The sequence below is a fragment of the Zhihengliuella halotolerans genome (genome assembly GCF_004217565.1).
GTDB classification, from domain to species: domain Bacteria; phylum Actinomycetota; class Actinomycetes; order Actinomycetales; family Micrococcaceae; genus Zhihengliuella; species Zhihengliuella halotolerans.
This window is the reverse complement of record NZ_SHLA01000001.1, coordinates 279,820-300,204: the sequence shown is the minus strand read 5'-3', so window position 1 is coordinate 300,204 and position 20,385 is coordinate 279,820. Positions and strand designations below refer to the sequence as shown.

The following is a 20,385-nucleotide window of genomic DNA, read 5'->3' as shown; positions in this document are numbered from 1 at the left end:
CCCTAGTCTATCGGCGCGGCGCCCGCGTTAGTTGGCGATGCCGTCGGACACCGCGGCGGCGGCACGCAGCCAGGCGTGCTTGGTCGCCGGCTTCAGCGCCTCGAACTTGATCTGCCCCTTCACGAGGTGCGCGTCGTACGGGACCGCGACGACCGCGCGGGCCAGGTGCTCGAACCCGCGCGTGATCCGGTTCAGCTGACCGGGCTTCGGGCTCGGCGACGGCTCGGAGACGATGACGACGGCGTTGCGTGCCAACTCCGCGTACCGGCCGCCGCGGTTGGTGAGCGCCTCCAGCAGGAGTGCGCCGGCCTCCGCGTGCTCCTCGACGGTGGTCGAGGCGATCACGAGCTGGTCGGTGTGGTCGATCATGCGCAGCCAGCGCTCGGCGGACTCGTCGTTGCCGGAGTCGACGAAGGTGATCTGGAAGTAGCGCGAGACCACGGAGTGCAGCGCATCGAAGTCGTCGCTGGCCACGGACTGCTCGGCCGCCAGGAGCGTCGGCTCGGTGCGCAGCACGCTGAAGCGGTCCGACGGCTGGTAGTGCACGTAGCCGTCGATGCTGCGCTCGGTCGGCTTGGAGCCGAGAAGTTCGTCAGCGTCGTCGAGCAGGTTCATGACGTGCGACTTGTGCTCGTCACCCGTGGTGCGCCAGCCGAGCGTCCCGCGCGTGCCGTTGTTGTCCCAGGCGAGGACCGACTGGCTCGAATTCCGTCCGAAAACGGAGGCGAGAAGGACGGTGGTCGGCGTTTTGTTGGCACCGCCCTTGCCGTTGACGATGGAGACCGTCTTGGGTCGGCTCACCCGGCGGCCCACCTGGGCGCGCCACTGGCGGTCGCGCCGTTCCTCGCCGGTCGGTTCGAGGGAGAAGCCGATCCGGTTCAGGAAGCCGCGGAAGCCCTGCTGCGCCGGGACGTCGCCGTGGTCGGCATCACGCAGAAACGTGGGGCGGTCGTCGTCGACCGCTCTCGCCGGACTCGACTGGAACGAGCGCAGGGCGTCGGCGGCGGAACCGGCCGGGGCCGGAGCGGCGGACTCAGGCGACGCCTCGCCCTGCAACGGAGTGCTCTTCGCGGAGGCGGCTTTCGGCCGCGCCCCGTTGGGGGACGTCTCCGTCGCGGCCGTCTTCTCGTCCTCGGGCATCGCCAGGTCGTCGAGCAGGAACGCCTCGATATCGCGCTTCGCGGCAAGTGGCCGCGAGGCCGACTGCTTGGCCGGCTCGGACTGTGGTCGGGGGGCGGGTATTGCGGAGATGATGGGCTCCTCTGTCATGTTCTCAGCGTCGGCTGCCGTTTCCCCCGTGGCCTTGCCTTGTCCTGTGTTCTCTTGCGACGCGTCGCGTTGCTCAGCCGCGTCCACGGCACGCTGCCGGGCTCGGCGGAGCTCAGCGCGCGTCTGGTAATTCGGGTCCGCCTCTGCCACGGCCGTCCTTTCTGCCGACTCGAGTTCTTCCACTCCCCCAAGCTTATAAGTCAGCCTACCTTGACGGTCTTGCTCGCCAGGCACTCGTCAGGGACGCCGATGATGTCGAGGCACCCGGGGCCTGGGCGTCTCGCCGGGAGACGCAGAGGCGCCCCGCGACCTGGGTCGCGAGGCGCCTCTGCCGGCGTCCACCCTAAAGCGGCAATGCCGCCAGCAGGCTGTCGAGGAGACCGGAAACCGTCCCGAGGAGACCGTTGAGGAGAGCCAGAAGTTCAGCCATGGATCATGTCCTTTCGCAAAGGGCGAAGATCGCCCGGTGGAGTGCCGCCGGTGTGGCGGATACTTCATCGTTGCAGCACAAACACGCAGGTGGGAGGGGTACAGGCAACAATTCACCGACCGGTAACATGAAAGTGCATTCTGGGCCAAAATTGCAGTCGAATCGCGCCATCTGGATGACTATCGGGCCGAACGCACCTCCCAGCGGGTCTGCGCGCCCGCCTCGACACGGTAGCCCGGGTTCGGCACCGCCACGACGACGGCATCGCCGACGAACACGGCCTTGCCGTTACGCGCGGTGACCTCTTCGCCGTCGACGTAGTAGGTGAAGGCCGGATCGGACGCCTTGACCTTGACCTCGTCACGCGCGTCACCCGGACGGTCCAGGGCGCGGGGCGCCGCCGGAACGGCCGAACGGGTCAGAATCGGGACGGCGTCGTAGTCGATGTCACTGGCGAGGTAGAAACCCGGGTAGGCCGGCTGGTTGTACGACGTCTGCTGCGCCGAGACCTGCGAGCGGTACTGGGGGTCATGCATGAGCGTCGGCAGCTTGTGCCCGGTGACCTCGGTGCTCAGGTAGAAGCGCAGCGCGGAGGAATCGGCGGTGGGCACGAGCAGTTCCTCGCGCCAGTCACCGAGGACGTCGGCGACGAGTGACGGATTGCCCTTGGTGCCGTTGTTGGTCCGGGCCCCTTCACCGGTCAACAGCGTGCCGTGCTTCCAATCCTCGATCCCCGGCTGATTGGCGCCGTCGCGCCCGACGATCTGCGTGGTGCCGTCCGCGGCCCAGCGGATCGATGCGTTCGTCCCCGGGGTCGCCGCGCCGAGGCGCTCGCCTTTGACCGAGAGCAGACCGGAGGCATCGGTGCCGTCCGGCATGGAGGCCCAGGCCTCGAGGCCGGGCACCTCGGGATCGACGTCGCCGACCATGCCGCGGCCCGTGTCGCGGCCGGAGTAGGCACCGAAGAGCACCTCGCCCGTCGCGGCGTCGCGCATGACCGAGCCGTACGGCGCCCATGCGCCGCCTTCATGGACCGTCCAGGCCTCGAGGCCGTCGCGGTCGGGATCCAGGTCGCCGACGTGCATCGCGTCCCCGTGGCCGAGCTTGGCGGTCTCGCCGGGCGCCGCGCTGCCCTCCGGCAGAACATCCGTGGTGCTGTAGAGGACGCTGCCGTCGTCGTCGAGGGCGGCCCCGCCGTAGAAGATTTCCTGGCGGCCGTCGCCGTCGAGGTCCGCCGGCATCATCGAATGGAAGCCCTGGGAGGCGATCTCGCCGAACACCGGGTCGGAACCGTCGCCGCCGTGCGGAGCCGCGTCGAAGGGATTGTCCATGGGCACGTGCCCGCTGTCCGCGATCCACCGCTGCGTGAGCCGTTGACCGTCGAAGTCGTAGGCGGCGAGTGCGGTGCGCGTGTAGTAGCCGCGGGCGAACACCGCCGACGGCTTCTCGCCGTCCAGGTACGCGGTGGTGGCGAGGAACCGGTCGACGCGGTTGCCGGGTTCGATCCGGCTCATCGCGTAGTCGCCCCAGAGCAGCCCGTCGTCCCCGCGGCCCGGGTCGTAGTCGACCGTGTCGAGTTCTGCGCCGCTCTCGCCGTCGAAGACCGTCAGGTACTCCGGCCCGGAGACGACGAAGCCCTCGAAGGTCGTCAGGTCGTTGCGGTCGCTGCGGCTCGGTGCGTACTCGTCGATGAAGTAGTCCGCCAGGTCCGTCGCCGCGGCCGCGGTCAGCGGGTAGTCGTGGCGCGGCTCGATGCCGAGGGCCTCCTCGATCGTGGCGGGCCAATTCCCGGCGGCCACCTCGGGGTGCTCGTCCCACCCGGCGAACATGGAGATCAGGTGCTCGCGGTAGTCCGCCGCGCTCATCCGATAGTCATCGCCGTGACTGACGCCGGCGTCCACGTCCGCGGCGGGCAGGGTGATGTGCGACGTCGTGCCGGCCACGCCGTCGTCGTACTCAGTGGAGCTGGTGCCGGGCGCGGTCTTGACCATGATCTCGCTGCGGCCGTCGCCGTCGAAGTCCTGGACCAGGAACTGGGTGTAGTGCGCGCCGGAACGGATGTTGACGCCCAGGTCGATCCGGTTCAGCAGCGTGCCATCGAGGGTGTAGGTGTCGAGGTAGGTGTTGCCCGTGTAGCCCTTCTGCGAGACGTCCTTGGAGTTGGACGGATCCCACTTGACGACGTATTCGTAGGCGCCGTCGCCGGTGACGTCGCCGACCGAGACGTCGTTCGCCGCGTACGTGAACGCCTCGCCCGCCGGCGTGACACCGTCCGCGGGCTTGCGCAGTGGAAGGTCGTGGAAGCCCTCGCCCCACACGGTGGTCTCGGGCCCAGGGGCCAGTTCGACGCCGTTCACGACCGGGGCGACCGCGTAGCTGCTGTCCTCGGTGCCATCGGGGTCGGCGTAGTTAGTGCTGTCGTCGACGGCGGCGATGGGCTCGCCGTCCCGGTAGACGACGAAGCCGGCCCCCGTCATGCCGTTCGCCGACGCACCGCGCGTCTCCGAGGCGAGCAGCCGCCAGCTGAGGAAGACCTGGTCTTCCACGGCGACGGCGACGAGCCCGCGGTCGAGGTCTTCGAGCTGGGTTCCGGCGAGGGCCAGCGGCTCGATGCGTTCCGCCGCCGAGGGCGCGGCGGCGGCGGGCAGCGCTGGCCCGACAGCCAAGCAGCCGATCGCCAGGGCAGCCATCGTGCCTCGCAGAGAATATTTGAATCGATTCATTTTATGGGACGCCCCTCGGCGGTCGAGTTTTCATGAGTGTGGGATTGCGCTTTCCAGGTTCGAACGTAATCCAGATCACAGCAGCGAGTCAACGGGTCTGCGCACTCATGCCCGAATCGCATCATGCGATCGGTCGGACGCCTCGGGGCTCCGGGCCCGGCGCGGCGGACGGCAGTGGAGCGGCGCGGCTTGGCCCGGATGACTGCACGAATGGCTGCACGTAACCACTGTTCGCGGGAACGAAAGAAGGCCCGGAATCCTCGCGGATTCCGGGCCTTTCGTCGGTAGCGGCGCCGGGACTCGATCCCGGGACCTCACGATTATGAGTCGTGCGCTCTAACCAGCTGAGCTACGCCGCCACGAATGGAAACGCCCGCGACTGCGCCAGTTTGCATGACACAGACGCGGGCTTCCATTCAGAGCCCCCCACGGGAATCGATCCCGTGACCTCGTTCTTACCAAGAACGCGCTCTACCACTGAGCTAGGGGGGCAACGGAGAAATACTTTACCAGCGAGGTGGGCCCGCGCAAAATCGAGCGATTCCCCTCTTCCTCGGCCGCGGAGAATCGCCTGCATCCCCGTCGTCGCGGGGATGCAGGCATTCACCCGGGTCCGGTTTTCCCACCGGCCCGAGGCCCGCCCCCGGGCCTGGACGAAATCCGGAGTGAGGCGCTTGTCACTCGCGCCTCACCCGTCGCGGAGCCAGTCCCTTGCGAGCCCCCGCCACCGCGGGCGAAACGCGTAGACGCCGATGAGCCGGACCCGGCTGGCGGCCTCGTAAGCGGCGAGCCGCGCCGGGGGTACCCCGCAGCGACCGGCCAGCCTCAGCAGGATCTCGCGCGCCGCATCGCGGGCGGACGCACCGATGAGCCCCTGATCGTGGCGCAGGTCGAGGTGCGCCAGCAAGTTGCCCAGGTCCAGGGCAGGCTCCGCGAGGGCCGCCGTGTCGAAGTCCAGCAGGCCGATCCGGCCCAGCGCCGGATCGTAGAGCACCTGCTCGTCGTGCAGGTCGCGGTGGGCGAGAACCAGGCGGTCATCGCCGGCGAGCAGCTCACGCGTGACCAGCCGCGCCCGGCGGTCGAAGAGTTCAAGGCCGCCGACCCCGAGCCGGAGTGGATCGTGCTGGCGCAGGTGGCCGGCCCAGGTGAGCACGACGTCGGCCTCGGCCTGCGCGTCATGCCTCGCCAGAGCGGGCCCGCCCACGTGCCCGCCCGCGGGCGTCCGACCCGCGATGCGCGCCCACGTGTCAGCGAAGGCGTCCCACGCCTCGCGCCACCGGCTCAGGTCCTCGGTCGCGGCCAGGCTGCGCAGCGGCAGGCCCGGCACGGTGTCGAACACGACGGTCTCGCTCCGGGTTTCCAGCACCGTGGCGCTCGCGCCGCCGGCTGCGCGCACGACGTCGCCCAGCCGGGTCGACGCCGCGGCGACGCCGGCGGCGCGGCGCCGGCGCAGCACCTTGACGTAGCGGTCCCCCGAGCGCACGACGGCGCGGCGCCCGGCCCGGTGCACAAGCAACTCGGCCCCGGGCACCAGCACGTCGGTCAGGCCCGGCAACGCGGCGTCCCGGCCGAAATCGAGCAGCTCGAGCCGGGTCTGCGCGCCGTGCCAGGTCCCGGCGCGCAGGCGGCCGGCGCCGTCGTACCCCTCGACGTCCTGCGTCCCGTCCGGGCGCGGCCAGGCGCGCCCGATGCGCAACCCGCCGGCGTACTCCGGCACGGGCGTCTGCCGGTGGGAACCGGCAGTGCCGGTCACGGCTTCCCCCGCAACGAGTGGGCCGGGCCCGCGTGCGCCGCCGTCATCGCGTCGGTCAGGGCCGCCGGGCCTCCTGCCGCGGGGGCCGCCGCCAGCCGCTCGGCCAACGCCAGGCGGCCGGACACCCTCTCCGCCCAACGCGGGTCGGCGGCCCGGAAGGGCTCGAGCGCGCGCAGTAGCACGTGGGCGCCGACGAACGCCGGCACCGATTCGACGCCGCCGTACCCGTGCAACATGTTCTCCGTCCCGTCGAGCCGCCGGGGCCGGCCGTCGGCGACCGCGAGCAGCTCCGCCGCCGCGAAGCAGCCGAGGTCCCAGCCGGGAGGGCCCCAGGCGGCGCGGTCGGCGTCGATGATGCGCAACCCGGCCGGACCGCGCAGCAGCTGATCGGCAGAATAGTCCCCGTGCACGGGCACGTCGGCGCCTCCCGCCGCCGCGAGCGCCTCGTTCAGGTCGGCCGCGACCCGGCGCGCCCGGTCGGCCGCCTCCGGCAGGATCCCCTCGATCCCTGACACGACCGCCCGCAACCGCGCCGAAGCGTCGAGGCGCGGCAGTGCGGTCACCGCGGCGACGGATGCCCCGGCCGCGTGCCAGCGCCGCAGCAGGTGGCCCGCTTGCTCGAACTCGTCTGCGGTGCCGCCGGCGGAGAGGTCCCCGGTCCCGTAGTGCTCGAACACGAGACCGTGGTCCTGGGCGCCGGCCATCGGGTGCGGCTGCAGCGCTGGCACGCCGCACGCTCGGAGCGCGGAGGTCAGATCTTCGATGTGCCCGTAGGCCCGGTGCGACAGCTTGACGACGACGTCGCCGTCCGGTCCGGAGATTGCGACGTCCTCCACGGGGCCGCGCCGGCGCACCACGAGCCGGCGTCCCGGGTTGAAGTTGAGGATCTCGCCGCGCACAGAACCGTCTGCACGCACCGAGCGCGTCCGGCGCAGGAGCCTGCGCAGCTTCTTGTCGGCACCGACCGGTCCCGCGATCAGGAGGTGCCCGCCCCCGAGATCGAGCGCCGGGAGGTCGATTCCCAGCTTCTCACCGAGCCGCCACGCCCCTGCGGCTTTGTCGGCGGCCGCCGGACCGAAGCCGGCAACCCAGCCGACCGGGGCGCCGTCGTCCGCGTTGAGCCGGCCCACCACGGTTCGGTCCGGTTTGTAGCGCAGGTGATCGGCGCGCACGGGCCCGGAGCCGATGCCGAGTGCGGCAGCCAGCGCGTCCAGTCCTTCGTGCCCGCCGTCCGCCGCTTCGAAGAGGACCTCGGCGGCCGGCAGCAGGCGAGGAGCGGCGGGGCGCGCGCTCATCGCGCCCGCTCCAGCAGCACCTGCGGGTCGTCCCACTGCTGATGAACCCAGGTGGCGAACAATCCGGCCTCGTCCTGCAACAGCTCCTCCGGCGTCCCGTCGAGCCGGATCCGGCCGGATTCGATCCACACCACCCGGTCGGCTGCGAGCGCCGTCGCGGCGTCGTGGGTGATGCTGATCGTCGTCGTCGACGCGGTCAGCTCGTCGAAGGCGGCCAGGACCTCGGCCGCCGACTCGGGATCGAGCCCGGCGGTGGCTTCGTCGAGCACGACGACGGCCGCACCGCGGAGCATCGTCCGGGCGATCGCGATGCGCTGGCGCTGTCCGCCGGAGAGCGTTCCGCCCCGCTCGCCGATCTCTGTCTCGTAGCCGTCGTCGAACCCCATGATGAAGCCGTGGGCCTGCGCCCGCCGGGCCGCGTCCTCGATCTCGACGTCGGTCGCATCGAGCCGGCCGAACCGGATGTTCTCCCGAATGGTCCCCGTGAAGAGGACGGACTCCTGCGGCACGAACCCGATCTGGGCGCGGAGGGAGGCCAGCGTCAGCTCGCGCACGTCGTTCCCGTCCAACATCACCTGCCCGGATTCGGGGTCGATGAGCCGCGAGACGAGCAGCGAGATCGTCGACTTTCCCGCCCCGGAGGGGCCGACGAACGCGACCCGCTGTCCGGCCGGGATCTTCAGCGAGAGCTCGTGCAGGACCCGCGCGCCGTCGTCGTAGCCGGCGGTGACCGAGCGCAGCTCGATCGCGCCGTCGGCCCGGTCGATCGAACGTGCGCCGTCGGCATCGCGGATGGCGGGAACGACGTCGAGCACATCGGCAACGCGCTCCCCGGAGGCTGCCGCGCGGGCAATCCGGCCGGTGTACTTGGCCATGTCCCGCAGGGGCTTCATCGTGGTTTTCAGGTAGGTCAGGAAGATGACGAGGTCCCCCGGCGTCATCCCGCCCTGCATCACGCGCCACCCGCCGGCGAAGAGGACCATGGCCGTTGCGGTGCCGACGAGGACGTCGGTGCGGCGTTCCAGACCGGCGGCGAGCCGCCTGGCCAGGACCCCGTCCTTGAGCGTCTTCTTGTTGCTGCGCCCGAACCGGCTCTCCAGCTCGGATTGCAGCCCGTAGGCCTGGACGACGCCGATCGCGCCGAGGCTCTCCGCCGCGATGTTCGCCAGCTGCCCCTCGCCTTTGCGGGTCTTGCGCGAGGCGTCCGTGATCTGCGCGGAGCTGCCCGTCGCGGAGATGGCGTAGGCGATCGTCGCCAGCACGACGACGATGGTCAGCAGGGGGTCCAGCCAGAGCATGACGACCGCCATGGCGACGAGCGTGACGGTGTTAGCCAGCAGCGGCAGGCCCGCAGTAACGGCGACATCCTGCAGTTTGCCGACGTCGCCGACGAGGCGCTGGACGAGGTCCCCCGAACGAGCGCGGGAGTGATACACCCGCGGCAGGGACTGCACGTGCGCGAAGACGTGCTGGCGCAGCTTCGTGGCCACGCGGGAGCCCGCGAGAGCGAACGCGACGGTCGCCAGATAGTTGGAGAGCGCGCGCAGGGTGACGATGACGAGCACGGCCGCCCCGCAGGCGACGAGGAGTCCGATCGACGCCGACCAGGCACCGTCGACGCGGGCGCCCAGGCTCGCCGTCACGGAGTCGATCACGAACTTGACCGGCCAGGGTTCGGCGACGCGGAAGGCGACCTCGAACAACAGCGCCGTCACGCCACCGCTCATGAGCAGCCGCTGGCCGCCGAGGTGCGGACGGAGGATCCCCAGCGTGCGGCGCAGCGGCCCGATCCGCAGCTTCTCGGGTGATTTCTTCTTTTTCATACGTCCTCCCGCTGCAGTAGGGCGGCGCCGGCGGGCAGTTCCCGGCGGGGGAAGTCGACCCCCGCCAGCAGCGCCTCCAGCACGCGCGACCAGTCGTGTCGGGCCACGGCCCGGGCGCGCCCGGCGCGACCCAGCGCGGTACGCACCGCAGGGTCCGCGGCCAGCGCGTCAATCGCCGCGGCGAGCGCCGCAGGGTCCGACGGCTCGACGAGGCGGCCCGTGACGCCGTCGTCGACGATCGACGGCACTTGTCCGACCCGGCTCCCGACGACCGGCAGCCCGGCCGACATGTACTCGTAGATCTTCAGCGGCGAAAAGTACGACTCCCCGGCGCCGGCAGCCGGGTACGGGGCGACCGCGATTCCTGCCCCGGCCAGTTCCGCCCCGATGGCCGCCGGCGGCACCATCCCCGTGAAGCGGATGCGCCCGGCAGCCGCGGCGCCGTGGGCGGCGGCCCTCTCTCGCAGCGCGCCGGCCAGGGGTCCGTCGCCGACGATCTTGACGCGCCAGTGGCCGGCCGAAGCCGCGACGGCGTCGATCAGGGTCTCGACGCCGTGCCACGGCTTCAGAGTGCCCACGAAGACCGCCTCGACCGGGCCGTCGCCGTCCCGCCCGGAGGCCGGCCGAATTCGCCCGGTGTCCACCCCGTTAGCGACGACCTCCACGTCGCCGGCGCCCGGCGCGTTCTCCCGCACCCATGCGGCGACGGGGGCCGAGACGCACGCGGTGCGGCGGGCGGCGCGGACCTGCCGGGTGAGGACCTCGCGGGCCAGGGACTCGTGCTCGAGCTCGCGGTGGGTGCGCTGCTCGTCGATCAGCGGAGCGTTGACCTCGAGAATGCCAGGCACCCCGTCCCCCGCGAGCGTGGCGAGCACCGTGCTGAAGAGGCTGTAGCGCTCGTAGACGAGGTCCGCCCCGTCCCGGCGGATCGCCGCGGCCAGCTCGGCGCCGGCCTCGCCCTGGGCGAGCTCGCGCTCCCCCGTGTCCGCGACCCGGCCGACGGCGGCCTCCGTCACGGGAACGTCCGCCAGGTCCGGCGGCGCGGCTGCACCAGGCCGCCGGTCACCCGACGTCCGGGTGCAGTAGATGCGAACGTCGGCGCCGCGGCGGCGAAAGGCGCGCACGATCTCCTGCACGTGCACGGAAGCGCCCTTCGAACCGAACACCGGGACGCCCGGATCGACGCAGACGTACGCGACCCGCCGCCCGGCAAGGTCTTGGCGGAGCGACGGGGCCCGTTCGCCGGCAGCCGGCGCGCCGGAGGCCGTCTCCTCGGCGGAGTCCACGGCTGCGGTGTCCACATCGGCAGCACGGGGCGCCGGATGATCTTCGAGCCCGGCCAGCGCGCGGCCCTGGCGGGAGGAATCGAACCGGGACTCGATCAATCGCCGCGCGGACCGGGCGAGCGCCACCCGGTCGGCGTCCGTGGCGAGGGAGCGCAGGGCGGCGGCGAGGGCCTCGTCGTCGCCGGGGGCGAGCAGCAGCCCCGTCTCGCCGTCGGAGATCGCCTCCGGGATGCCGGTCACCGCCGTGGCCACGCACGGCACACCCATGGCCATGGCCTCCAGCAGCACTGTCGGCAGCCCGTCGGCGTTGCCGTCGGCTCCCACGACGCACGGAGCGGCGAAGACGTCGGCCCAGTCGAGCAGCGCGCGCACCTCGTCCTGGGTGCGCGCGCCCATCAGCTCCACGGGAGCGGCCGTGTCCTCAACGAGGGCGGCGAGTTCTTCGGCGAGCTCGCCGTCTCCGGCCAGGCGCACCCGAATCCGCAGACCCTCACCCTGTAGCCGGGCGGCGACGCGGATCAGGTGCGCGAAGCCCTTCTTCTCGACCAGGCGCCCGACGGCGGCGACGCGCAGCACGCCGTCCGGGGCCGCCGGATCGCGGTAGGGGAAGCGGCTCAACTCCAGCCCGTTGTAGAGGAGGTGGACTTTGTGCGCCAGGTGCGGATAAGTCGCGCGCAGGTGGTCCAGGTTGAAGCGGCTGATGGTGACCATGTGGTGGGCGCGTTCGAGCATCCGCTCGAGCCGGGCGGCATCGACGGATTCGTGGAAAAGGTCCTTGGCGTGCGTCGTGACCGAGAACGTGATGCCGGCCAGCTCGGCGGCGATCTCGCTCACGCGCCCGGACATCGATCCGAAGTGGGCGTGCAGGTGGGTCAGGGACGCCCGGCGGGCCATCACGGCAAGCGCGACCGCCTGCTGGACCTCCCCGGCGTCGTGCGTGGCAAGCTCGGGCAGCAGGCGGGCGAAGCGCTCGGCGAAACCGTCGATCGTCGCCGTCGCCTCCGCGATCTGCTGCCACGCCTCGGTGGCCTTCACGGCGCGCGGCACGAACTCGACGGGTGCTTTCACCCGGGCGAGCTCCGGATGGAATCGGGTGTCGGTCGTGTGGCGCAGAGCGAAGATGCGCAGCTGCTCCCCGGCGGCCTCGCGGGCCAGGATCTCCGTGACGATGAACGTTTCGGAGAACCGGGGGTAGACCTTGACGACGTACCCGGTCCGGCGCGTGGAAGTTGTCTCAGGCGATGACACGGTTGAGCTCCTGACGGTTGTCGTTCGTGGCGAGTCGGCGTGCGAAATCGACGACGCGGTCCAGGCCGGTCGTGTCGAGCCCCCGGCGGCCGGCGCGGGTGCGTGCCGAGCCCGTCCCGGAGACGACGGCGTTCCGCAGCCACTCGCCGATAGCGGCGGGGCCGGCCTCGCTTTGGCGCAGCAGGTCGACGGCGCCGCGGGCGTGCAGGGACGACGCCCGGATGAGCTGCTCGGCGCGGGGCGATTCGCGGGGAACCACGAGGGTCGGTGTCGTCGTGCTGAGCGCCTCGCAGACGGTGTTGTAGCCGCCCATGACGACGGCGGCGGCGGCCCCGCGCAGGCAGGCGAGGCCGTCCGGTACGGAGGCGAGGACCTCGGCGTCGGCGCCGGCGAGCGCCCGGACGTCGGCGCGCTGGTCGGCGGGCATCTGCGGGCCGGTGACGATCAGGTGCCGGTGCCCCGCCGGGACCGGGGCCCGGGCGGCCGCAGCGGTGAGCGCGAACCCGTCCGCGCCGCCCCCGGCCATCGTCAGGACGTAGGGCTGGTCAAGGAACGCCGGAGGCGACGACGCCGCCGGGTCCGGGCCTCGGCCGTGGGCGAGGAAGCCCGTGTAGCGGACGCGATCGGCCAGTTCGAGGGGAAGTTCACCGGTTTCGAGGGGGTCGTGCACCGCCGGGTCGCCGTAGACCCAGAGCTCGTCGAAGCGGCGCGCCACCCGATCGACGCCGAGGGCTCCCCACTCGCGCTGCGCGACCTCCGGCGCGTCCAGGACATCGCGCAGGCCCAGCACGAGCCGGCACGAGGGGCGGTCGCGCCGTAGGCGTTCGAGCGGACCGGCGAGTTCGCCGTCGACCCCGAACGCGTGCCGGTCGATGATCACGAGGTGCGGGCGGAACGCCTGCAGCACGCCGTCGATGACGGAGGAGCGCACGTCCATGAGCCGGGGCATGCCGACGTCCAGGGTGCGCGGGGAGTATCCGCCCGGGTCCTTCGAGATGCCTGGCATCACGACCCAGTCCCAGCCGGCGGGGCACGGATACCCCGTCGCCGACCGTTCGCCCGTGATCAGCAGGCCGGACACGCGATGCCCGGTGACGGCTGGCAGTTCGCGTGAAAGCGCGTGGGCGATCGCGAGGTTGCGCCTCGTGTGACCGAGCCCGACGGAATCGTGCGAGTACAAGACGACCCTGAGGCCGGGTCTCTGATCCGGTGCGGCCATGGTTTGCTCCCCTCTTCCTCCCCCGGGGTCCATGGTGCAGGTCCTCGATGAGCGGAGCATGAGGTCGGAATGAGAAGGCTCTCATCCAGCCGCCAGCCAGCCGCGTGCGTGCGGTTCGTCCCTAGCCGGCGACGTATTCGGCGAGGTGGCGGCCCGTGAGCGACGATTCGTGGCGGACGAGGTCGGCGGGTGTGCCCTCGAAGACGACCGTGCCGCCGTCGTGCCCGGCGCCGGGGCCGAGGTCGATCACCCAGTCGGCATGCGCCATGACGGCCTGATGGTGCTCGATCACGATCACGGTCCGTCCGGCGTCCACGAGCCGGTCCAGCAGCCCCAGCAGGTTCTCGACGTCCGCGAGGTGCAGGCCGGTGGTGGGCTCGTCGAGGACGTAGACGTCGCCGTTCTCCCCCATCTGGTTGGCCAGCCGGATGCGCTGGCGCTCGCCGCCGGAGAGCGTGGACAGCGGCTGCCCGAGCTTGAGGTAACCGAGCCCGACATCGTGCAGGCGGCCCAGGATCTTCGCGGCCGCCGGGAGTTTGGCGTCGAGCGAGGTGAAGAAGTCGCGCGCCTGGTCCACGGGCAGGTCCAGGACCTCGGTGATGTCCTTGCCGCCGAGCGTGTACTGCAGCACCTCCGCCATGAAACGCTTGCCGCCGCAGTCCTCGCACGGGGTCTCGACCGTGTCCATGAAGCCGAGCTCGGTGACGATCACGCCGGCGCCTTTGCAGCTCGGGCAGGCGCCGGCAGAGTTCGCGCTGAACAGTGCGGGCTTGACGCCGTTGGCCTTGGCGAAAGCCTTCCGGATCGGCTCGAGCAGCCCTGTGTAGGTGGCCGGGTTGGAGCGGCGGGATCCCTTGATGGCGGTCTGGTCGATCGCGACCACCCCCTCGAGCGGGGAGACGTACTGGTGGATCAGTGAGCTCTTGCCGGATCCGGCGACGCCGGTCACCACCGTGAGGACGCCGCGCGGGACGTCCACGTCGACATCGCGCAGGTTGTTGGCGGTGGCGCCGCGGATCTGGAGGCTGCCGGCGGGCTCGCGGACGGTGTCCTTGAGCCGGACCCGGTAGTCCAGGTGCTGCCCGGTCACCGTTCCGCTGGCCTTGAGCCCGGCCAGGTCGCCCTCGAAGCAGATCTCGCCGCCGTGGCTTCCCGCGCCCGGCCCGAGATCCACGAGGTGGTCGGCGATCGCGATCACCTCCGGCTTGTGTTCGACGACCATGACGGTGTTGCCCTTGTCCCGCAGGCGGCGCAGCAGGGAGTTCATCCGCTCGATGTCGTGCGGGTGCAGGCCCGTCGTCGGCTCGTCGAAGACGTAGGTGACGTCCGTCAGCGGGGATCCGAGGTGGCGGAGCATCTTGATGCGCTGCGCCTCGCCCCCGGAGAGCGTGCCCGAGGGCCGGTTCAGGCTCAGGTATCCGAGGCCCAGGGTCACGAACGAGTCCAGCATGTCGCCGAGCCTCGTCAGCAGGGGCCCGGCCGCGGGCAGGTCGAGCCCGCGCACCCAGCCGGCGAGGTCGGAGACCTGCATCCGGCTGGCATCGGCGATCGAGACGCCGTCGATCAGGCTGCTCCGCGCCGCCTCCGTCAGCCGCGTCCCGTCGCACGCCGGGCAGGAGGTGAAGGCTGCGACGCGCTCCACGAAGGCGCGGATGTGCGGCTGCAGTGAGTCCACATCCTTGGAGAGCATGGACTTGGTGATCTTGGGGATCAAGCCCTCGTACGTCATGTTCATGTCCAGCGCGCGGATCTTGGTGGCCTCTTTGTAGAGGAAGTCCTGGCGCTGCTGCTCCGTGAACGTCGAGACCGGCTGATCCGCCGGGAAGAACCCGGACTCGGCGAAGCCCTTCACCATCCAGCCGTCGGGGGTGTAGCCCGGGACCTTGATGGCGCCGTCGAGGAGCGATTTGGACTCGTCGACGACGGCGGCCAGGTCGACGTCCGAGACAGTCCCGCGGCCCTCGCACTCCGGGCACATGCCGCCCAGATAGACAGCGTCCTTGACGATCTTCTTCTCGCCCTTGGCGCTGGTCATCACGCCGCTGGCCTTCTGCGTCGGGATGTTGAACGAGAAGGCGGTGGGGCCGCCGATGTGCGGGTCCCCCAGCCGGCTGAACAGGATGCGCAGCATCGCGTCCGCGTCCGTCACCGTCCCGACCGTCGAGCGGGGGTTGGCGCCGAGTCGCTCCTGGCCGACCGTGATCGCCGTCGTCAGCCCCTCGAGGAGCTCGACGTCCGGGCGGGGCACGGACGGCATGAATCCCTGAACGAACGCACTGTAGGTTTCGTTGATCATGCGCTGGGACTCGGCGGCGATGGTCGAGAAGACCAGGGAGGACTTGCCGGATCCGGAGACTCCCGTGAAGACCGTCAGCCGACGCTTCGGGACGTCCAGGTCGACGCCACGCAGGTTGTTCTCGCGGGCGCCGCGGACGCGGATCGTGTCGTGCGTGTCGGCGGCGTGGCCGGCGGATTCCGATTCAGTGCGGCTCATGCAGTCATTGTGCACCATGGTCGTTAAATGGCGCAGGCGCCCACGCTGGTGCGTGGGCGCCTGCCGGCGGGGATCCGCCGTGGGAGGACTAGTTGCTGCGGTCCTCGAAGTTGCGTCCGGTGCGCGGCTTGCGCGAACCGGCGCCGGCGCCGTGATCCTTGCGGAAGCCGCCGGTCTTGCGGGGGCCGTCCTTGCGGAAGCCGCCCGACTTGCCCTTGTAGCCGCCGCCACCGCCACCGCCGCCTTCGCCTTCGCGGCGGGGCTTGCGGCCGGAGTCGAGCTCGAGCTGGATCAGCTCGCCGCCGATGCGGGTGCGCGAGAGAGCGCGCCACTGATCCTTGGACAGGTCGGCCGGCAGCTCGACGAGCGAGTGATCGCTGCGGATGTCGATGCCGCCGATCTCGGTGGCCGTGAAGCCGCCCTCGTTCGCCAAGGCGCCGACGATCGAGCCCGGCATGACGCGCTGGCGACGGCCGACGGCGATGCGGTACGTCGCGTTGCCCTCGGTGAGCGCACGTGTCGGGCCGCGGGAGCCGAAGCCGTCCTTGGCGCCCTTGGACATGCGGACCTGCTTCGCCGGCGGGGTCGGCAGCTCCTCCATGAGCAGCGGGCGGCCGCCCTGGGCCATGTGCGCCAGTGCGGCGGCGGCCTCGACGGCGGTCACGTCGTTGTCCTCGACGTACTTCTCGACGAGGTTGCGGAAGACGCTCAGGTCCTCCGACTCGCGCGTGGCCGTGATGCGCTGCGCGAACTTGTCGAGGCGCTTGTCGTTGACGATGTCGACGCTCGGCAGCTGCATGAGCTCGACCGGCTGGCGGGTCGCCTTCTCGATGGCCCGCAGCAGGTACTTCTCGCGCGGGGTCATGAAGAGGATCGCGTCACCGGTGCGGCCAGCGCGGCCGGTGCGGCCGATGCGGTGCACGTACGACTCGGTGTCGTGCGGGATGTCGTAGTTGATGACGTGGCTGATGCGCTCGACGTCGAGGCCGCGGGCCGCGACGTCGGTGGCGACCAGGATGTCGATCTTGCCGCCGCGCAGGTTCTCGACGGTGCGCTCGCGCTGCTGCTGCGGGATGTCGCCGTTGATCGCGGCCGCGGTGAAACCGCGGGCCTTGAGCTTGTCGGCGAGGTCCTCCGTAGCCATCTTGGTGCGCACGAAGGTGATGACGCCGTCGTGCTCCTCCGACTCGAGGATGCGGGTCATGGCGTCGAGCTTGTGCGGGCCCATGACCTGCGCGTAGCGCTGGCGGATGTTCTTGCCGGTCGAAGTGCTCGACTTGACGGTCACTTCCTGCGGGTTGCGCAGGTACTGCTTGGAGATGCGGCGGATCGAGCCCGGCATCGTGGCCGAGAACAGCACGACCTGCTTGTTCTCCGGGGTGGCCTCGAGGATCTTGTCGACCTCTTCGGCGAAGCCCATGCGCAGCATCTCGTCGGCCTCGTCGAGGACGACGTACTGCAGGTCGGAGAGGTCGAGGGAGCCCTTGTTGATGTGGTCGATGACGCGACCCGGGGTGCCGACGACGACCTGTGCGCCGCGGCGGAGGCCGTTCAGCTGCGGGCCGTACGGCGAGCCGCCGTAGACCGGCAGGACGGTGACGTCCTCCATGTGCTTGGTGTAGGAGCTGAATGCCTCGGCGACCTGGAGCGCGAGCTCGCGAGTCGGAGCGAGGACCAGGACCTGGGTGTTGCGGGTCGGGCCGTTGAGATCGGCCAGCTCCGCCATCCGCGACAGGGCGGGGACGGCGAACGCGGCGGTCTTGCCGGTGCCCGTCTGGGCGACGCCGACGACGTCGTTGCCTGCGAGGAGGAGCGGGATGGTGGCGGCCTGGATCGGCGACGGCTTCTCGTAGCCGACGTCGCTCAGCGCGGCGAGGACACGGCCGTCAATGCCGAGTTCGGCGAACGTGACGGTGTTCTCTTCGTCGGTCGCGTCGTTGTTGGTGGAGTTGTTGGGCACGTCGGAAGACTGCTGCTCAGAAGACACTGAGTAAAACCTCGTTCATTAGGGGAGGCGGTGCAACCGGACGGCCCCGTTGGGCGGTCCCGGCAGTGATGCACCGCGGCACATTCGGACTCGATCACTTCGGCCCGGCGACTCCCCTATGGCACTGTCCCGCGAGGCTGCAACACTCGAGATTCAACTCAGGCAGCGAGCGGATAACACACACGACACGGAAAGGCTCTTGCCTCAAAAATTGGGCAGGATGCGAGGGAAACCGGAATCAGTGAACACTCCATTGTAGCCCGTCCGCGGCAGTCGTGGGGCGACGGGGGTTGTGCGCTTGGGCACAGGGCCGGCTCGCCGTGCGCAGTGCGCCCTTAGCGCGCGAGCACGCGCTCGATCTCGCGGACGACCTTGGCTGTCAGCTCCCACTCCCCGGCCTGCTGGCCATCGCGCAGGGCCGCGGCCTGGGCGGGCGTCGGACCGACGAAGAGCTCGCGCACCGTGACCCCGTGGCGCGGACGATGCATGACGGCGACCGCGTCACCCGCCGCGATCCGGCCCTTGCGCACCACGCGTAGGTAGCAGCCGGTGTCCGCCTGCTCGGTGAAGCGGCGCACCCAGCGTTCCTCCCCCATGCGGCGGGCGAAGGTGGCGCACGGCGTCCGCGGGATCGTGACCTCGAATTCGGCCTCCCCGACGACCCACCGCTCGCCGATCACCGCGTCGGTGACGGCCAGACCGCTGACGCGCAGGTTCTCGCCGAACAGTCCGGCCGGGATCTCGCGGCCGAGGCGCTCGCCCCAGGCGTCGGCCTCCTCCTGCGCATACGCGTAGACGGCCTGCTCCTCGCCGCCGTGGTGCTCGCGGTCGGCCTGCACGTCAGCGTAGACACCGAGCCGGTTCACCTTCACGGCGGAGGCAACGGGCCGCTTGTCGATCGCCGTGACGCCTACCGAGCCGGCGTCCGGCTCCAGCTGGTGCACGCGGCACACGGCGTTGAGGCGACCCACCGCGAGTGGTGCGCCCGCAGCGGCGCCGGCCGCAGCGGCGCCGGCCGCCGTCGTCGTGCTGGAGGTTGCCGTGCCCGTGCTCGAATCCGTCATACCGACAGGCTACCCAAACGCGGCGCGGCTTCGGCGGTAGGCTCGAATCGTGAACAAGAAGCGCGAGACGACCCCGCCGACCACCTCCGACGGCTCCGGCACCCCCGGTCGCCGGTTCGGGGCGTGGGCTTCGCTTCCGGGCACCGTCAAGGCCGCGGTCTGGTGGTGGGGTGCGATGACAGTGATCGTGCTCGGCTTCTCGATCGCGGCGTTCGGCAACTTCGGACTCGTCCCCGGCGGCGGGGACCGCGTCGGACTGCTCATGATCGGCATCCTGCTCGCCGCGCTGACCCTCATGATCGGCTGGGGCACCGGCCGGCTGTGGCTCGGTCATCTTGCCGGGCGCGCGCTGCTGACGACCTTCGGGCTGATCGGCGGCCTGCCGCTGCTGCTGCGCGGGCCGCGCCTGATGCTGCCCGCACTGGGACTCCTGATCGGCGTCGTGCTGCTGTGGCTGCCGGCGTCACAGCGGTACTTCAAGCCCCAGGCCAAGGCCGCCCGCTTGGCCCGCAAACGCATGAAGCCGTAACCGCCCGCTGCTGACGCGGGCCGGTGGGACGAGTAGGGTCGGGATCACACCAATCTGAAAGGACTGCTGAATGAGCTCCTTCTCCATCGTCAACGCCCACGTCCTCCCGATCGAGGGCGCCCCGTTCGACGGGACCGTCGTGGTCGAGGACGGCAAGATCACCGCGGCCGGCCCCGATATCGAACCCGTCGGCGAAGTCATCGACGCCGCCGGCCAATGGCTGCTGCCCGGCCTCATCGACGCCCACGTGCACCTCGGCATGCACCCCGAGGGCGAGGTCGGCTCCACCGCCGACGTCAACGAGGCGACCGATCCGGTGACCGCTGCCGTGCGGGCGATCGACGCCGTCGACCCCTTCGACCCCGGCTTCGACGACGCCCTCGCCGGAGGCGTGACCACCGTGAACGTGAACCCGGGATCGGGGAACCCCATCGGCGGCCTGGCCGTCGCAATGCACACCCACGGGCGCCGGATCGATGAGATGGTCCTGCGCTCCCCCAGCGGGCTGAAGTCGGCCCTCGGCGAGAACCCCAAGCGGATCTACGGCGAGAAGAAGCAGACCCCCTCGACCCGGCTCGGGACCGCGATGGTCATCCGCCAGGCGTTCATCGAGGCGCAGAACTACCTCACCAAGCAGGAGAGCGACGGGGCCGGCGAGCGCGACCCCAAGCTCGAGGCCCTGGCGATGGTCCTGCGCCGCGAGATCCCCTGGCGCCAGCATGCGCACCGCGCGGACGATATCGCGACGGCGCTTCGCATCGCCGACGAGTTCGGCTACGACCTGGTGCTGGACCACGGCACCGAGGCCCACGTCCTCGCCGACGTGCTCGCCGAGCGCGGCACGCCGGTGCTCATCGGGCCCCTGTTCACGACGAAGTCCAAGGTCGAGCTGCGGGCGCGTTCGCTCGCAAACCCGGGGAAACTGGCGGCCGCGGGCGTCGAGATCTCGATCATCACCGACCACCCGGTGGTGCCGATCGACTTCCTGGTCCACCAGGCGACGCTGTCCGTGAAGGAGGGGCTGGACCCGGTGACGGCGCTGCGCGCACTCACCATCAACCCCGCCCGCGTACTCGGCCTGGCCGAGAGGATCGGTTCGATCGAGGTGGGCAAGGACGCGGACCTGGTGCTCTGGTCCGGGGACCCGCTCGATGTCATGCAGCGCGCCACGCGCGTGTTCATCGGCGGCAAGACCGTCATGCAGTACGACGACGCGGCGCGCGCCCCGCGGGTACTCGCCCGCTCCGCCGCTTAGGCGTCTCGCG

General features: G+C 70.9%; 12 protein-coding genes and 2 tRNA genes. 2 read left to right on the top strand and 12 right to left on the bottom strand.

Annotation, left to right across the window (positions count from 1 at the left end):
* Positions 1-27: 27 nt before the first annotated feature.
* From EV380_RS01290 to EV380_RS01235, 12 genes are all read right to left on the bottom strand, one after another.
* Positions 28-1,269, bottom strand: a complete 1,242-nt coding sequence (locus EV380_RS01290) for a MinD/ParA family ATP-binding protein (protein ID WP_130448818.1) — start codon at positions 1,267-1,269, stop codon at positions 28-30.
* A 609-nt stretch (positions 1,270-1,878) separates the two neighbouring features.
* Positions 1,879-4,422 (bottom strand): rhamnogalacturonan lyase, encoded by a 2,544-nt coding sequence (locus EV380_RS01285; protein WP_130448816.1) that lies wholly within the window; start codon positions 4,420-4,422, stop codon positions 1,879-1,881.
* Positions 4,423-4,707: 285 nt separating this feature from the next.
* Positions 4,708-4,781: transfer RNA gene (locus EV380_RS01280), tRNA-Met, on the bottom strand.
* Between the two features lie 61 nt (positions 4,782-4,842).
* Positions 4,843-4,914, bottom strand: a tRNA-Thr gene (locus tag EV380_RS01275).
* A gap of 196 nt (positions 4,915-5,110) precedes the next feature.
* Positions 5,111-6,175: a phosphotransferase family protein gene (locus tag EV380_RS01270; protein WP_130448814.1), complete on the bottom strand. Its 1,065-nt coding sequence runs from the start codon at positions 6,173-6,175 to the stop codon at positions 5,111-5,113.
* Entirely contained in the window at positions 6,172-7,470 is a 1,299-nt protein-coding gene (locus EV380_RS01265; protein ID WP_130448812.1) for a phosphotransferase, read from the bottom strand. Before EV380_RS01265 ends, EV380_RS01270 begins: the two co-directional genes overlap by 4 nt.
* Positions 7,467-9,293: an ABC transporter ATP-binding protein gene (locus tag EV380_RS01260; protein WP_130448810.1), complete on the bottom strand. Its 1,827-nt coding sequence runs from the start codon at positions 9,291-9,293 to the stop codon at positions 7,467-7,469. Before EV380_RS01260 ends, EV380_RS01265 begins: the two co-directional genes overlap by 4 nt.
* Complete coding sequence (locus EV380_RS01255) at positions 9,290-11,827, bottom strand: glycosyltransferase family 4 protein (RefSeq protein ID WP_130448808.1); 2,538 nt, start codon at positions 11,825-11,827, stop codon at positions 9,290-9,292. Before EV380_RS01255 ends, EV380_RS01260 begins: the two co-directional genes overlap by 4 nt.
* Positions 11,814-13,046, bottom strand: coding sequence for a glycosyltransferase family protein (locus EV380_RS01250; RefSeq protein WP_130448806.1), 1,233 nt, complete (start codon positions 13,044-13,046; stop codon positions 11,814-11,816). The genes EV380_RS01255 and EV380_RS01250 overlap by 14 nt, the downstream gene beginning before the upstream one ends.
* A 121-nt stretch (positions 13,047-13,167) precedes the next feature.
* The gene (locus EV380_RS01245; RefSeq protein WP_130448804.1) at positions 13,168-15,540 is read right to left on the bottom strand and encodes an ATP-binding cassette domain-containing protein; all 2,373 of its coding nucleotides are present in this window, start codon (positions 15,538-15,540) and stop codon (positions 13,168-13,170) included.
* Between the two features lie 88 nt (positions 15,541-15,628).
* Positions 15,629-17,500 (bottom strand): DEAD/DEAH box helicase, encoded by a 1,872-nt coding sequence (locus tag EV380_RS01240; protein ID WP_130448802.1) that lies wholly within the window; start codon positions 17,498-17,500, stop codon positions 15,629-15,631.
* A gap of 362 nt (positions 17,501-17,862) precedes the next feature.
* A complete protein-coding gene (locus EV380_RS01235; RefSeq protein ID WP_130448800.1) occupies positions 17,863-18,591 on the bottom strand; it encodes an MOSC domain-containing protein in 729 nt (242 codons plus the stop codon).
* A gap of 49 nt (positions 18,592-18,640) precedes the next feature.
* Here EV380_RS01235 and EV380_RS01230 point away from each other — a divergent pair, with 49 nt between their 5' ends.
* Both EV380_RS01230 and EV380_RS01225 read left to right on the top strand, forming a co-directional pair.
* The gene (locus tag EV380_RS01230) at positions 18,641-19,120 is read left to right on the top strand and encodes a hypothetical protein (RefSeq protein ID WP_130448798.1); all 480 of its coding nucleotides are present in this window, start codon (positions 18,641-18,643) and stop codon (positions 19,118-19,120) included.
* 70 nt (positions 19,121-19,190) lie between these two features.
* A complete protein-coding gene (locus tag EV380_RS01225; RefSeq protein ID WP_130448796.1) occupies positions 19,191-20,375 on the top strand; it encodes an amidohydrolase in 1,185 nt (394 codons plus the stop codon).
* Positions 20,376-20,385: the final 10 nt, after the last annotated feature.